The organism is Pedobacter foliorum, assembly GCF_013266735.1.
Taxonomy (GTDB): Bacteria; Bacteroidota; Bacteroidia; order Sphingobacteriales; family Sphingobacteriaceae; genus Pedobacter; species Pedobacter foliorum.
On the sequence record NZ_JABSNU010000002.1, the window covers coordinates 528088 to 541567 of the forward strand.

The 13480-nt window shown below is 37.5% G+C and carries 14 protein-coding genes; 6 read left to right on the top strand and 8 right to left on the bottom strand.

Features of this window, described 5'->3' with window-relative positions; all coding sequences use genetic code 11:
- Positions 1-50: 50 nt before the first annotated feature.
- Both mgrA and HQN83_RS06060 read left to right on the top strand, forming a co-directional pair.
- Positions 51-1046 (top strand): L-glyceraldehyde 3-phosphate reductase, encoded by a 996-nt coding sequence (mgrA, locus tag HQN83_RS06055; protein ID WP_173089429.1) that lies wholly within the window; start codon positions 51-53, stop codon positions 1044-1046.
- A 10-nt stretch (positions 1047-1056) separates the two neighbouring features.
- Positions 1057-1710, top strand: a complete 654-nt coding sequence (locus tag HQN83_RS06060) for a YceH family protein (protein ID WP_173089430.1) — start codon at positions 1057-1059, stop codon at positions 1708-1710.
- A gap of 14 nt (positions 1711-1724) precedes the next feature.
- On the opposite strand, the gene HQN83_RS06065 is transcribed toward HQN83_RS06060, so the two are convergent.
- Positions 1725-1904, bottom strand: a complete 180-nt coding sequence (locus HQN83_RS06065) for a hypothetical protein (protein ID WP_173089431.1) — start codon at positions 1902-1904, stop codon at positions 1725-1727.
- 87 nt (positions 1905-1991) lie between these two features.
- The gene (locus HQN83_RS06070; protein WP_173089432.1) at positions 1992-4355 is read right to left on the bottom strand and encodes a GAF domain-containing protein; all 2364 of its coding nucleotides are present in this window, start codon (positions 4353-4355) and stop codon (positions 1992-1994) included.
- Positions 4356-4534: 179 nt separating this feature from the next.
- On the opposite strand from HQN83_RS06070, the gene HQN83_RS06075 reads away from it, so the two are divergent.
- Positions 4535-4990, top strand: a complete 456-nt coding sequence (locus tag HQN83_RS06075; protein WP_173089433.1) for a low affinity iron permease family protein — start codon at positions 4535-4537, stop codon at positions 4988-4990.
- 30 nt (positions 4991-5020) lie between these two features.
- Here the strand turns inward: HQN83_RS06075 and HQN83_RS06080 are convergent, their stop codons facing one another.
- Genes HQN83_RS06080 through HQN83_RS06090 form a run of 3 tightly spaced genes read right to left on the bottom strand, consistent with a single transcriptional unit; the run spans position 5021 to position 6947 of the window.
- A complete protein-coding gene (locus HQN83_RS06080) occupies positions 5021-6007 on the bottom strand; it encodes an aldo/keto reductase (RefSeq protein ID WP_173089434.1) in 987 nt (328 codons plus the stop codon).
- A 45-nt stretch (positions 6008-6052) separates the two neighbouring features.
- Positions 6053-6343 carry a putative quinol monooxygenase gene (locus HQN83_RS06085; protein WP_173089435.1) on the bottom strand — a complete coding sequence of 97 codons (291 nt, stop codon included), beginning with the start codon at positions 6341-6343 and terminating at the stop codon, positions 6053-6055.
- Positions 6294-6947, bottom strand: a complete 654-nt coding sequence (locus HQN83_RS06090) for an NAD(P)H-dependent oxidoreductase (RefSeq protein ID WP_173089436.1) — start codon at positions 6945-6947, stop codon at positions 6294-6296. The genes HQN83_RS06085 and HQN83_RS06090 overlap by 50 nt, the downstream gene beginning before the upstream one ends.
- Positions 6948-7058: 111 nt before the next feature.
- Here HQN83_RS06090 and HQN83_RS06095 point away from each other — a divergent pair, with 111 nt between their 5' ends.
- Together HQN83_RS06095 and HQN83_RS06100 are read left to right on the top strand one after the other, a co-directional pair.
- Complete coding sequence (locus HQN83_RS06095; protein ID WP_173089437.1) at positions 7059-7988, top strand: LysR family transcriptional regulator; 930 nt, start codon at positions 7059-7061, stop codon at positions 7986-7988.
- 141 nt (positions 7989-8129) lie between these two features.
- Positions 8130-8687 (top strand): phosphatase PAP2 family protein, encoded by a 558-nt coding sequence (locus tag HQN83_RS06100; RefSeq protein ID WP_173089438.1) that lies wholly within the window; start codon positions 8130-8132, stop codon positions 8685-8687.
- Here HQN83_RS06100 and HQN83_RS06105 read toward each other — a convergent pair.
- From HQN83_RS06105 to HQN83_RS06115, 3 genes are read right to left on the bottom strand one after another with little or no spacing between them, the layout of a single operon-like run.
- A complete protein-coding gene (locus HQN83_RS06105; protein WP_173089439.1) occupies positions 8684-9253 on the bottom strand; it encodes a DUF417 family protein in 570 nt (189 codons plus the stop codon). The genes HQN83_RS06100 and HQN83_RS06105 overlap by 4 nt on opposite strands.
- 60 nt (positions 9254-9313) lie before the next feature.
- A complete protein-coding gene (locus HQN83_RS06110; protein ID WP_173089440.1) occupies positions 9314-10168 on the bottom strand; it encodes a helix-turn-helix domain-containing protein in 855 nt (284 codons plus the stop codon).
- 8 nt (positions 10169-10176) lie between these two features.
- Positions 10177-10758 (bottom strand): GrpB family protein, encoded by a 582-nt coding sequence (locus HQN83_RS06115; RefSeq protein ID WP_173089441.1) that lies wholly within the window; start codon positions 10756-10758, stop codon positions 10177-10179.
- A 178-nt stretch (positions 10759-10936) separates the two neighbouring features.
- Between HQN83_RS06115 and mgtA the strand changes: the two genes are divergently transcribed.
- Positions 10937-13471 (top strand): magnesium-translocating P-type ATPase, encoded by a 2535-nt coding sequence (mgtA, locus tag HQN83_RS06120; RefSeq protein WP_173089442.1) that lies wholly within the window; start codon positions 10937-10939, stop codon positions 13469-13471.
- Positions 13472-13480 lie beyond the last annotated feature (9 nt).

Genomic DNA, 13480 nt, shown 5'->3' on the forward strand with positions numbered 1-13480 from the left:
TTTGAATATCAGTAGCGGCAAAAACCGCTACTGAATATTTTATCTATTATATGCCGTACACACCCAATCCAAGCCGATATACTCAAATGCAATACCGCCGTTGCGGTAAAAGCGGGTTAAAACTTCCAGCAATTTCATTAGGCCTATGGCATAATTTTGGTCATGTAGATCAATTAGAAAATTGCAGCAACATATTAAAACTTGCTTTTGATAGTGGGATTACCCACTTTGATCTTGCCAATAACTACGGCCCGCCTCCAGGTTCAGCCGAAGAAAACTTTGGTAAGTTGCTAAAACGCGATTTTGCAGGTTACAGAGATGAGATGATCATTTCAAGTAAGGCTGGTTACACGATGTGGGATGGACCTTATGGCGATTGGGGCTCTAAAAAGTACCTGGTATCAAGTCTGGACCAGAGTTTAAAAAGAATGGAACTGGATTATGTTGATATTTTTTATCACCACCGTCCTGATCCGGAAACTCCACTTGAAGAAACCATGGCTGCATTAGATCTGATCGTTCGTCAGGGTAAGGCATTATATGTAGGTATATCTAATTACCAGGCAGAAGAGGCTGCACGCGCCATTCAAATTTTAAAAGAACTGGGTACTCCATGCCTTATTCATCAGCCAAAATACTCAATGTATGAGCGTTGGATAGAGGGTGGATTGTTAGATCTTTTAGGTAATGAAGGTGTTGGCTGTATTCCATTTTCTCCATTAGCACAGGGAATGCTTACGGATAAATATCTGAAAGGTATCCCGGAAGATTCAAGAGCTGCAAAGTCTCATGGATTTTTACAACGTGATCAAATTACCGATGCAAAACTAGCTCAGCTTAATAAACTGAATGAAATAGCTGCAGGAAGAGGACAGAAATTGGCTCACATGGCACTATCGTGGATTTTACGCGATGAAAGAATTACTTCTGTATTGGTTGGCGCAAGCAAACCGGAGCAGCTTGCTGATTCTTTAAAATGCCTTGAAAATACCAATTTTAGTGAGGATGAATTAAATACGATCAACCTTATTTTATCTAATTCTTAAATACAGCTTAATGGATTCAGCTCAAATCTTGCCTGTTTTAAATGCCGAAGAACTTCGTGTTTTAGGAGTGTTAATGGAGAAATCCAAAACTACTCCTGAGTATTATCCGATGACTATCAATGCGATTACAGCTGCCTGTAATCAGAAAACTTCGCGTAAACCGGTAGTGCAATATGATGATCAGACGGTAATTTTAGCGCTGGATACTTTAAAAAGAAAGAGCTTAATCTCTACTGCAACAGGTGGTTCTAGCAGAAGCATTAAGTATAAACACAATTTTGCTATTGTTTTCCCGGTAACCCCTCAAGAGGTGGCCATCATCTGTTTGCTAGTGCTAAGAGGTGCGCAAACCCCAGGGGAATTAAATACCAATTCGGGCAGATTGTATGAGTTTGAATCGTTAGAAGAGGTGCAATCTGTACTTGAACGTCTATCAGATCCCGAAATGCCTTATGTTTTGCAATTACCTAAACGCGCAGGACAAAAGGAAGTGCGTTATGTTCATTTGCTAAGTGGTACGCCTGATTTAACACAGGAAGATGCATCAGATGATAGTTACAGTAGGCCTGCAAGTGATTTGGAACAGCGACTGGCAAAAGTTGAAGAGGAACTTGCTTTAATGAAGGCCGACTTTGATAAGCTCATGAAAGAATTGATGGGATAAAACCTCCCTCAATACTATTTCTTGATGTGAACCTTAATTGAATCTGTTTTGATGCTGTCTTTAGCGATAACAGCAACACTATCTGCTTTTGTTTCAGCAACCTGAGCCTGTGGAGCCCTAAGCTGGATCTTGGTGTCATCACCACAAGCGCTTAGCAGTAATAACAGACCAAAAAGGGGTAGAAGAGTTTTCATAAGTTTTGACTAAATAGTTAATTTAGTCAAAAGTATACACTAATATTCATAAGTAAATACTTTTGCAAGTATTTTACATATCTATGGCTAAATGTTGTTTGTGTTATCGGCATGTATAACGCCAACCCTCAATGCTTTTAATCCGCTTAACCCTTGTAGGTCTTCTAAATCAAGTTCTTCAGTATCCTGATGTAAAACTCCGGTTTCTTGTAAGTAAGTAACAAAAGGCAGGTAGTCCTCAATATCTCGCTTGTTAAAATAGATTAATGCGATTTTATCAGGTTGTGTTAAGCGCTCATTGGTACCTCTGATATGAACTTTATCTATCCGCTTTTTAATCATCTGATACCTGATGTTGTAGGCACCTTCTACATCAAATTTGCGTTCATCGGCTCTAAAACTAATGTCAATTGTATGGTTATGGATAAACAATAGCTGGGTTGTGTATAGCTTTGTTGGCATGGCAGGTAGTAAAGCATGGGTCATTCGTACTACATTAGCCATTGATGAAAGCTGCCAAAGCCTTAGGTTTTTGAGGTGAAAATGATTAAATGTTTTATCGGGCGATATAGATTGTCCGATATAAATATCGTACTCAACACCATCGGTTCTGAATTTTTCAAAATAACAAGGATAAGATTCCTGTAACTTCTCTTTTTCGGCTTCGAAATAGTTATTAATAGCCGTATTTATCATCTGCATAGAAACTTCCAGCGCATATCTGTTTTTATGGACATCGCCATCAACAGCTTTGGTGATTAATAAATACTCGTCAATTAGCTTTTTAATTTTAGGGTCCTGCTGAGATAAGTGGAACAAGTAATCGCTTGATTCTTCCCTTAAAAAACTGTTAATATTGTTCTCTTCTTGAGTATTCAATGTCTCTAGCAACAATACTTGCTGCCATTTCCGAGAATTGAAAAGCATCTCCTCCATTAAAGACGAGTAGTGTTGGTTTTTAAGAATATCCAATGTCTCAGAAAGTAAACTTAAATGGTGACTCAGATCCGCTTTGCTGGCCGTGTTTCGTTCAATTGTAGAGTTTCTGATGTCGATAGCCCCATAAAAAGGATACACATCTTTAAAGCTAATGTCTTCGTTTCTAACAGGTAAATGCTTCTTTTTGTCATGCAGATGGTGCCAGGCCACCTCGTTAAATTTCCATTGAACAGAAGGCTGTATGGAGGTAAATTTCTCTTTTATAATGTTTTCCAGCTCCAGGTTAAACTCATCAATGTAGATCTGCAGTAATTGTGCTATTGGGGCAATAGCAGGTTCCAATAAGGCAAGGGTTTTCTCGTCAAATGTTTCTCCCTCCCAGGTATGTACAGCCAAAACGCCCACAATTACGTGGTCGTAAAAAACAGGAGTGAGGGCCAGAGATTTAACGCCCAGTTTTACAAAATTATGAAGCCAGTGAAATACCACCGGATCCTCTTCTAAAATATCAGGAGAAAAGAATGAGTTTGGGTTTGCAGAATAACCCTCAGCATACTGTTGGAATGTTTCGGGATCTAAATTATCTTCGCCCCATACCGAAAATAGTATTCCGGTGCCACCCTTTACATTACCGTAAACAGGCTTGTTGTTTACCCTTACAAAAGGAAATAGGTCGAACTCAATTTTGTTATTCTGAACTATTGTTTTTAAAGATTGGATTACCCCATTATAAGTCTCATCCTGGTCACCGGGAGTGCGGGTAAGTCGTATGTTTTTTATGTTTTCTACAGCCTGTATTGCGGTTACATCAGAAACTGTAATTACCGATATACCTCTGAACCTAAAAAGATCAAGTGGCAAAACTTTTTCGAGAATCTCATAACTGGAACTTTCTCCAATATATTGCTGAAGCTCTCTAAAATTGAGAGGAGGTAACTCACCTTTGGGAGTAACCTCTATAAAATCGGTGTTAATAGCTACATGGAAATAGCCTGAAAGGCCAGTATCAGTTTTAATACCCGCATGGTATTGATGCGTTTTTACAGGTACATGGAAGTTGTACAGTTCCTTTAAAATAAATGAATAAACAAGCTGTAAGCGCTCTTTATGGTATTCTGCAGGCGTTTTTGAGACCACATAGTCATCATTATCATTTTTCTTGTTTTCTAACAGCTGGTACATCAGTTCTGTACCATAAAAAGTGATGGGCTGTAATGGAAAGCAAAGTCCCCATGCCAATTTATTCTCAGTCGTAAGCGCAGGGGTAAGGCAGGCATACATGCTTTCAAGTAAGCTTTCATATTTATGTATGGTTTCAAGAGGTATGTCAGCTTCCTCTACATCATATTTTTTAAACTCTTTAAGTGCCGTTTTATACAATAGATTTTTTACGGTTTTCTCGCTTTTCACCCTTTCTTTCAGGTAGCTGATGAATGGTTTAAAGGAGATTGCTGAATCAACCTCAAGCTTATGTGCTTTATTTCCGGAAACGTCTAATATGATTTTTTTCATTTCGGATATTGTTCTTCTAAGGATGAAGATACTGACTTTAGATGCTTATATAGTCAATATGTAACATCTTGATTTAAATTTATTTAAAAATACTTGCATTAACTAAAAGAGATTGATGAAAACGGCTTTATTTCATTAGATTTAAGCAAGGTTTTAAACGTCTAACATTATCATTCATTATGAAAAATACATCAGGAAACATCTTTGAAAGAGCATCTACAAAAATTACAAACTGGACTGGCAGTCCCATAGCCTTTTGTGTGGCATTTCTAATTGTGATTGTGTGGGTATTATCGGGGCCCATTTTTAATTATTCTGATACCTGGCAATTGGTTATCAATACGGGTACAACAATAATTACGTTCCTGATGGTTTTCCTGATTCAGAAATCTCAGAATAAAGATTCTAAAGCCATTCAGCTTAAGCTAAACGAATTGATAGCTGCAAGCCGACATGCCAGTAACAGGATGGTTGATATTGAGGACTTAACAGAATCAGAACTGGATGTTCTCCATAAGTACTATCAAAAACTTTCAGATATAGCTGAGGAAGATCATGATATCCATAAGTCTCACTCTATTGATGCAGCAGTAATTTTGCACAGGGTGAAAAAAGAAAAAAGAGCACTGGATTAGTTCCGGTGCTCTTTTTGATGGTTATTAAAGTTAATTAATTTTCTTTAGCTCAGTATTAATTAAGGCAAGTTCATCCTCAGTAAGAGAAATGTTGATCGCTTTTGCATTATCAATAGCTTGTGTTGCGTTTCTTGCACCTGCAAGTACTATAGTGATACCCGGTTGCAATGTTGTCCATTTTAACACCAATTGAGATAATGAAGTGCCTTTGCTTATTGCCAAAGGCTCTATCGCATTCAGAAATGATTTTACTTTTTCAGGATCAAACTGACCAAAGTAACCGTTTCTGTGATCATCCGATTTTAAGGTAGCCTCTTTAAAATATTTACCGGTAAGCAAGCCTCTTTCTAAAGGGCTATAGGCAATAATACCGATGTTGTTGGCAACGGTGTAAGGAACTATGTCATTTTCAATTGCTTTGTTAAGCATGCTGTAAGGAAGCTGATTTGAAGCTATAGAGATCGTTTTTTCTGCTTCTTTTAGCTGATCAAGACTATAATTACTTACTCCGGCAGCTCTGATTTTTCCTTGTTGGATCAAGCTTTCAAGCGCTTCCATAGTTTCGCTTATTGGCGTGGTAGCGTCTGGCCAATGTAATTGTAACAGGTCTAAGTAATCTGTTCCCAATCGTTTTAAGCTTTCTTCAACCTCTTTTATAATGTTTGCTTTTGCAGCGTATTTATAAATAGGAACGGTTCTTCCGTCATCGTTAGCGTCAAAAAAGAACTCGCCTTTTCCGTTATTGCTACCGTCCCAAACTAAACCAAATTTACTTAATAGCTGGATCTTACTTCTGTCTTTACCTTTAATTGCCTGGCCAATAAGTTCTTCACTTAAACCAAAACCGTAAAAAGGAGCAGTATCCAAGCTGGTAACTCCATGATCTAAAGATGCATGAACGGCATCGATTGAATCCTGTTTCTCATTTCCTCCCCACATATTTCCGCCGATTGCAAAAGCTCCGTAAGTAATAGCTGATAAGTTTAAATCTGTTTTCCCTAATTTTCTGTATTCCATTGTTTTTTATTCTTTTGTTGCGCTATCTGAGATAGCTATTTAATGTCAGGCAACTTTTTCTGTGGTATGTATGGTAACATTACCATCAATAATATCTGCAGACTCCTTAATAAAATTTAATATATGAGGCGTTTGGTTATGCAGCTCTAAGCTTTCTTTACTTGCCCATTCTTCATGAAAGATGAACAGAGCAGGATCTTCTGCTGATTGATGAAGATCATATTGAATGCAGGCTTCTTCTTTTCTGGACTCTACAACCAGATTCAATAAGAGTGCTTTAAACTGATCAATGTGTTGTGCTTTCGCTCTGGAGATTGCTGTTAAGTAAATGCTCATGTGCTTTGTTTATAAAAATGTTGTTTAAGTGTTTAGTGTATCTTTCAAGATCAGCTGCAATATTAGCATTCTTTTCTACATCGTGAAAGTGCAAACCTGGCAGTGGTTTCATTCCTGTAAAGGCATTCATGCGGTGAAAACCGAATAATGCGCCATCATCAACACTGGTTTCATTAAAGAACTCTCCTGGCAATGTAAATGCTTCTTTTGGTGCGTTCCACGATGATGTAACCATGTATTTTTTGCCATGTAGCATACCACCGGTGCCGTAATTGATGGCCGGGTTTTGAGATGAACGCCCGTCGCTATGATAAATTCCACTTTGATGACCTTCCGTGAACACTACATCAATATATTTTTTTAATCCGTGAGGTACCTGAAACCACCAGATAGGGGTATGGTAAATAACGATATCAGCCCACACGTAGTTCTCAACTTCTTGTTTTGGATCGTAATCTTCATTTACATCTGTAGACCTGATTTCAAATCCTTCTTTGTCATTAAAAAACTGACGGGTGGTATCAAAAACTGTTTTATTAAAACGGCCTCCAGAGTGTCCAAAGACCTGTCCGCCGTTAATTACAAATATTTTTGTTGTTTCCATTTTAATAGAATTGATTTTACTTCTTAATTGTGATGACAAAATTACGGTAAGATCTATTACTATTAAAATAATATAAATCATATCTTTGTATTATAATTATGATAGATTGTTATGGTTAATTTAGAGTGGTTCAGAACCTTTAAGGCTATTTATGAAACCGGAACGCTAACAGGTGCGGCCGAGTCATTGTATGTTTCGCAACCGGGAGTGAGTTTGCATTTAAGTTCTTTGGAGTCGTACGTTGGCTACAAATTATTTGATCGTACCTCACGTAAAATGGTGTCAACAGAGCGTGGAAAGATACTTTACAACTATATACAGGAGTCACTTTGTAAGTTAGAAGAGGCGGAGCGACATTTTCATAAAAGTGCTGAAAAGGAAAAGCCGACAATAAGTATAGGTATGTGTTTCGAAACTTTTCAGTTTACACTGGAATCGTATTTACCAAGTTTAGAGTTTAATGTGATCATTAAATTTGGCGACTATCCTCAAATGCTAAGTGATTTGGATAATGGTATTTTGGATTTGATTATTACCCCTCATAAAGGCGATTATAAAGGCTTGGTTTATACCCCGTTTTTTAAAGAAAGAATTGTAGTGATTGGTGGCTCAAAAACATCAACTGAAGAGCTTGATCCTTTACTGAAAAGCAAAGATCTAAATGGTATACAGGATTGGTTAAAACGCCAAACCTGGTACGGTACAACTGGCGATATGGAGCATTTGCGTAGGTTTTGGCATATCAACTTTGGTAAAAGACCCGACTTTAAACCCAATTATATTGTGCCTAACATGAGTTCAATTATCCGCTGTTTAAGTGGTGGAAATGGCGTGGCTGTTATCCCTGATTTTTTGTCTAAAAAAGAGCTCGACTCTGGTAATGTAAAGCAAATTTGGGAAGGATATAATGTAATTGAGAATACGCTTTATTTTGGCACCAGAAAGAAAACGATGTACATGGAAGAGGTGAAACAAATTCAGGAAATCTTTTTAAAAGAAATGGTGAGCGACCAGGATCAGGAAGCAATAATTTTAAATTAAGTGATGCGCTTATGATTGTATATTCAGAAAGTAACTGTTATTTTGAATTATAATTAGTGCAGGTTTACTTAGCAATATAAGGAGGAGCAACCATTGAAAACACAATACTTTAAATACTTACTGGTAATTCAAATTGGTTTAATGTCTTTATTACCACTTCGTGGTTTTGCGCAGAATGGACTACAAAGATTAGATGATCAGATACTTATAGGGCTTTCTGAAACACGGACGCCAGAGAAAACTGGCTTTTTCATGTTCCTATCTAATAACAATGATGTAGTTAACGTTGGTGTTCCGGTAGGTTTATTTGCAGCCGGAGTAATTGGTAAAGACAAGGAAATGAGGCAAAATGCTTTCTACATATTTAGTAGCTCAGCAGTAAATGTCCTTGTTACAATGCTGGTCAAAAAAGCTGTTAAACGTCCGCGACCATTTCTTGCAAATGTTAAGATTAATGCAGTTTATCAACCGTCACATTATTCATTTCCCTCAGGACATACTTCTACATCGTTTACAACGGCTACAGCTTTGTCGCAAGCTTATCCGAAGTGGTATGTAGTAGCTCCGGCATATTTGTGGGCCAGTTCGGTTAGTTTCTCGCGATTATATTTAGGCGTTCATTATCCTACAGATGTAGCTGCCGGTGCCTTATTGGGCACAGGAACAGCGTTGTCGTTTAGGTTTATGAGGCCAAATTAGTTATTGTTCTTTCTTTGAAGATAGAGCTTTGCAGACTCGCTCATTGTAATGATCGCTCCACCAAGTATCACAATGTCTTTAATAACCAGTCGTCCACGGCCAGAAAGGTAAGGGAATCCCCATTGCTCATCTGTTAAGTGTGGTACCCAGCTTTCGGGTGTAGTAATTAAGAATGACAGGGTACCTAATGACATCAGGAATATCAAACCACTACCAATCATGCTTGCTAAAGGAGCTACCTTATGTAATGCTACTAATAGGCCAAGTGTAATCAGGAATATTCCTAAGCCTGCAGAAAATCCGTAAGTATTGTTGTCAATATGCCATTGATGATTAGCCGGTATCAATTCTCCTTCTTTATTCATGTGGGTTTTATAGTCATCAGGATGATTATAGAAGAAAGACATAAATGGGCTATTTGCTACAAATGGAACAACACCATCGGCCTCGTAAGCGAAAAATTTTAAGCCTCCTATCCAAAGGAAAACAACAACAATTCCAAAACGGATTGCATTTTTCCCCAATTGATCCAGATTGGCTATGGTATTTATGATAGAATTTTTCATGCTATTGATTTTTAAGCAAATCTATAGCTATGTTGGTTAGGGGAACATGGACAAAAGGGGCTAATCCTTGGACATATCCGCTACAATTGAGATACCTGTTTTGTCTCTAAAGCCTTGCGGAGATACTTTAGTGAATTTTTTAAATACCCGGCTAAAATAGAATTCATCTTGAAACTGCAAGTTATAGGCAATTTCTTTAATGCTTTGCCGGGTTAAATGGAGCTGTTTTTTTGCCTCAAGTATCAACCTTTCCTGAATTAGCTGGGAAGGAGATTTTCTGAAGTATCGGGTGCAACGTCTGGTAAAGTTGTCCCTCGACATGGAAAGTAATTCGGCGTAATCTGCCGGTTTACGTAAGCTGAGGTAATGTTCTTCCAGTAGCTGACTAAACCGCTCCATAAGTTCATCCCTTTCGCTATCCTGATTAGAAATTGCATTCATTTTGATGCTGCTCGATTTGGCTAAAAAGAGTTGGAGGTAGGCACGTGGCACGATATCAGAAAGGGTTTCGTGGTTCAGTTCTTCTTTCAAATCACTTATCACTGATTCAAAAACTTTTGCTTCTTTTTCCGTTAATCCTACAATTGGATCTATGTAAATGTTATTGAATAACAGCCCATTGCAGCGCACTTCTGTACGGTGAAATTCAATGCAATAAAAATCGCCATGAAACTGTAATTGCGTACATTTTACCGATTCCGCTTTTTCAAGATAGATGACTTGCAAAGGTGTAGAAAATAACAAAGCAGGAGCAGTTAAAGGAAAAATACCAAAGTCGGCATGGTATAACCCTTTTCCTTCTTTAATGAACAATACCGTGTACATAGTAGACTGAGCAGGTATACTGAGGTCGTTGTAAGTTGCTTCCTTTACACTTAGTAGCTGTTCTCCTGAAGGCGAAATTAGTTCTTGCATCTGTTGTATTAGGAAGTTTTATTCTGTTGCTTTATACTACTGAGTATTTTATCGTCAAAACCATTTTTTGCTAATATAGAAATGATAAAGTCGGTTTTTCCTTCAATGTAACTATCAATGTCAAAAGGATATTTTTTAGCGAGCTCCATTTTTATCGCTCCGTATTCTAATGCTACTTTCTGGTTTGAGCGAAGATAGTCTCTAAAAAGAATATGGTTTTTTAAGCCCATACTATCTTGGGTGCAAACATATAAATGGTGCCTAAGCCATCGTCTACCTGAACCATCTACCGGACTTAAATCTGAGATTCTTTCAAAAGCATCTCTGCCAACAATACCCATTTCTCCCAGATAATTATATCCAAGCTCTTTTAATATCCTGATAATCTCTTCGAAATTGGTTTTATCCTCGATGATGATGTCTAAATCAATAATTGGTTTTGCCGAAAGTCCGGGTACAGAGGTACTGCCAATATGCTCAATTCCAATAATGAAATCTTTTAGATGCACGTTGAATGTGTTGCTCAGTTCCTGAAATATTAATGCCCAGTTGCTGGAATAGGGGACAACTACAACTTCTTTACTTGCCATGATATGTGGTATAAAATTATTAATATTTTCTATTATTACCAATCTGTTCGATAGCTAGATATGAATATTCATATTCTTTTAGTTTCGTTTAAATGTATATTTTTATATAAGCGTTCATTACATTTCTTCTTTGTCTGTCTTTAAGGAAGTAGATTCCTGATAAATTAAATACTATAATATGAAACCAAGAGATATTTCAGATAGTAAAACTAATTTTTGGACATTGCAACCTGATGCTTTGCTGAAGCAACTTAATACTACTGCCGAAGGATTGAAAGAAACAGAAGTTGCAGAGAGAAGAAAACAATACGGTGCTAATTCTCTGGAATCTTCAGGTAAAAAAAATGATGTTTTATTGTTTCTTGGACAATTTAAAAGTCCGATTACGATTATCCTAATAATTGCTGCCGGCTTATCTTATTTCCTAGATGATCATGTTGATGCACTCATTATAATTATTATAGTTTGTTTTAGCAGTATGCTTGGTTTTTGGCAGGAGCGAAGTGCCGGAAATGCAGTAGCTCAGCTTCTGGCAATGGTTCGTATAAAAGCAACAGTATTAAGAGATGGGAAAGAAAAAGATATTCCTGTTGAAGAAATTGTTCCCGGTGATATCATATTGCTAAGTGCTGGTGATGTTATACCCGCTGATAGCTTAATACTTGAATCTAATGAGTTGTTTGTGGATGAAGCGGCTTTTACCGGAGAAACATTTCCGGTAGAAAAAGAGGCGGCGGTGTTGGCTGCCGATACTGCATTGGCAAAACGCACTAATTCTCTGTTCATGGGAAGCCATGTGGTTAGTGGTACGGCAAAAGGAATTGTGGCAGGAACAGGTATGAATACTGAATTTGGGCATGTAAGTTTAAGCTTGAAAAATGGTTCTCCTGAAACAGAATTTGAACACGGAATTAAGCGTTTTGGTTATTTCTTGATGCAAATAACTCTAATTATGGTTATTCTGATCTTTGGAGTTAATATGTTTTTGCACAAACCCGTATTGGACTCCCTGTTATTTACGCTTGCTATAGCCGTTGGTCTTACTCCACAATTGCTTCCTGCAATCATAACAATAAACCTTGCTCAGGGCGCTAGTCGCATGGCTCAAAAAAAGGTAATTGTTAAACGTCTTAATTCGATTGAAAACTTTGGATGCATTGATATTCTGTGCTCAGATAAAACAGGAACTTTAACAGAAGGGAATGTGACTGTAAATAAAGGTCTTGATAGTGATGGAAATGAAAGCACAAAAGTACTCGTATTAGCTAAAGTAAATTCTGCCCTACAACAAGGTTTTAAGAACCCAATAGATGAAGCAATTTCAAGACTCGACTTAAAAGATTATAAAGAAATGCAGCGCTTGGATGAGATTCCTTACGATTTCATCCGTAAACGCTTAACTCTGTTGGTTTCAAATGGAACTGGGCCGCAACTTATTACTAAAGGAGCGGTAAATCAGATAATAGATGTTTGTAGTCAAGCAGAAAACATAGATGGTAAACTCGTTCCAATAGCAGAGATAGCTGCTAAAATTGAACAGACCTATGAAGCGTTAAGTGCAAAAGGGTACCGTACTTTAGGAGTGGCTTATAAAAATTGGGATAGTAGAGGCCCAATTCATAAAGAGGATGAAAAAGATATGGTTTTTGCAGGTTTTGTTACCTTGTTTGATCCTCCAAAACCAGGAATGTCTGAAACGATAAAATCCTTAAATAAATTAGGCATTAGCTTAAAGGTAATTACGGGCGACAATGCGCTTATTGCAAAGAGCATGAGTGAGCAAGTTGGGATGAAGGATGCAATAATTCTTACCGGATCAGAATTAAGGCAAATGAGTGATGAAGCTTTCCGTCATCGCGTATTAAGAACTGATATTTTTGCTGAGGTTGAACCAAATCAGAAAGAACGAATTATTCTTGCCTTAAAAAAAGCTAAAAAGGTAGTAGGCTATATGGGAGATGGTATTAATGACGCATCAGCACTGCATGCTGCGGATGTAGGTATCTCGGTAAATACCGCAGTAGATGTGGCCAAAGAAGCCGCAGATATCGTTTTATTAGATCAGGACTTAAATGTGCTTATAGAAGGAGTTAAGGAGGGGCGTCGTACTTTTGCAAATACTCAGAAGTACATCTTTATGGCAACTAGTGCCAACTTTGGAAATATGTTTAGCATGGCTGGCGCCTCAATGTTTTTATCATTTCTGCCACTTTTGCCAAAACAAATCTTGTTAACTAATCTCATGACGGATATCCCTTCGATGGCTATTGCAACGGATAATGTAGATGAGGAATGGACAGCCAAGCCGAGAAAATGGGATATTGGATTTATTAAGCGATTTATGCTGTTCTTTGGTATATTAAGCTCCGTTTTTGATTACCTGACTTTCGGCGTTTTACTGTTTTTCTTTCATGCAGCGGAAAAAGAATTTCAGACAGGATGGTTTATTGAATCTGTAGTATCTGCAACATTGATAGTTATGGTTGTGCGTACCAGAAAAAGCTTTTTACAAAGTAAACCCGGTAAATACTTACTTTGGGCTACTTTGGCTGTCGCTGCTTTTGCTATATTCCTTCCACTGTTTCCATTTGCTTCATTATTAGGCTTTACTGCTTTACCTTTGAAATTCTATTTTGCAATGTTGGGCATTGTTGCTTTGTATATCTTTTCTGCTGAATTGGTAAAACAATGGTTTTACAAGCGTTTTGGTTAATGAGAACAG

Coding starts and splice junctions, on each gene's coding strand:
- mgrA (WP_173089429.1), top strand. CDS start 51: ATGCCGTACACACCCAATCCAAGCCGATATACTCAAATGCAATACCGC.
- HQN83_RS06060 (WP_173089430.1), top strand. CDS start 1,057: ATGGATTCAGCTCAAATCTTGCCTGTTTTAAATGCCGAAGAACTTCGT.
- HQN83_RS06065 (WP_173089431.1), bottom strand. CDS start 1,904: ATGAAAACTCTTCTACCCCTTTTTGGTCTGTTATTACTGCTAAGCGCT.
- HQN83_RS06070 (WP_173089432.1), bottom strand. CDS start 4,355: ATGAAAAAAATCATATTAGACGTTTCCGGAAATAAAGCACATAAGCTT.
- HQN83_RS06075 (WP_173089433.1), top strand. CDS start 4,535: ATGAAAAATACATCAGGAAACATCTTTGAAAGAGCATCTACAAAAATT.
- HQN83_RS06080 (WP_173089434.1), bottom strand. CDS start 6,007: ATGGAATACAGAAAATTAGGGAAAACAGATTTAAACTTATCAGCTATT.
- HQN83_RS06085 (WP_173089435.1), bottom strand. CDS start 6,343: ATGAGCATTTACTTAACAGCAATCTCCAGAGCGAAAGCACAACACATT.
- HQN83_RS06090 (WP_173089436.1), bottom strand. CDS start 6,947: ATGGAAACAACAAAAATATTTGTAATTAACGGCGGACAGGTCTTTGGA.
- HQN83_RS06095 (WP_173089437.1), top strand. CDS start 7,059: ATGGTTAATTTAGAGTGGTTCAGAACCTTTAAGGCTATTTATGAAACC.
- HQN83_RS06100 (WP_173089438.1), top strand. CDS start 8,130: ATGTCTTTATTACCACTTCGTGGTTTTGCGCAGAATGGACTACAAAGA.
- HQN83_RS06105 (WP_173089439.1), bottom strand. CDS start 9,253: ATGAAAAATTCTATCATAAATACCATAGCCAATCTGGATCAATTGGGG.
- HQN83_RS06110 (WP_173089440.1), bottom strand. CDS start 10,168: ATGCAAGAACTAATTTCGCCTTCAGGAGAACAGCTACTAAGTGTAAAG.
- HQN83_RS06115 (WP_173089441.1), bottom strand. CDS start 10,758: ATGGCAAGTAAAGAAGTTGTAGTTGTCCCCTATTCCAGCAACTGGGCA.
- mgtA (WP_173089442.1), top strand. CDS start 10,937: ATGAAACCAAGAGATATTTCAGATAGTAAAACTAATTTTTGGACATTG.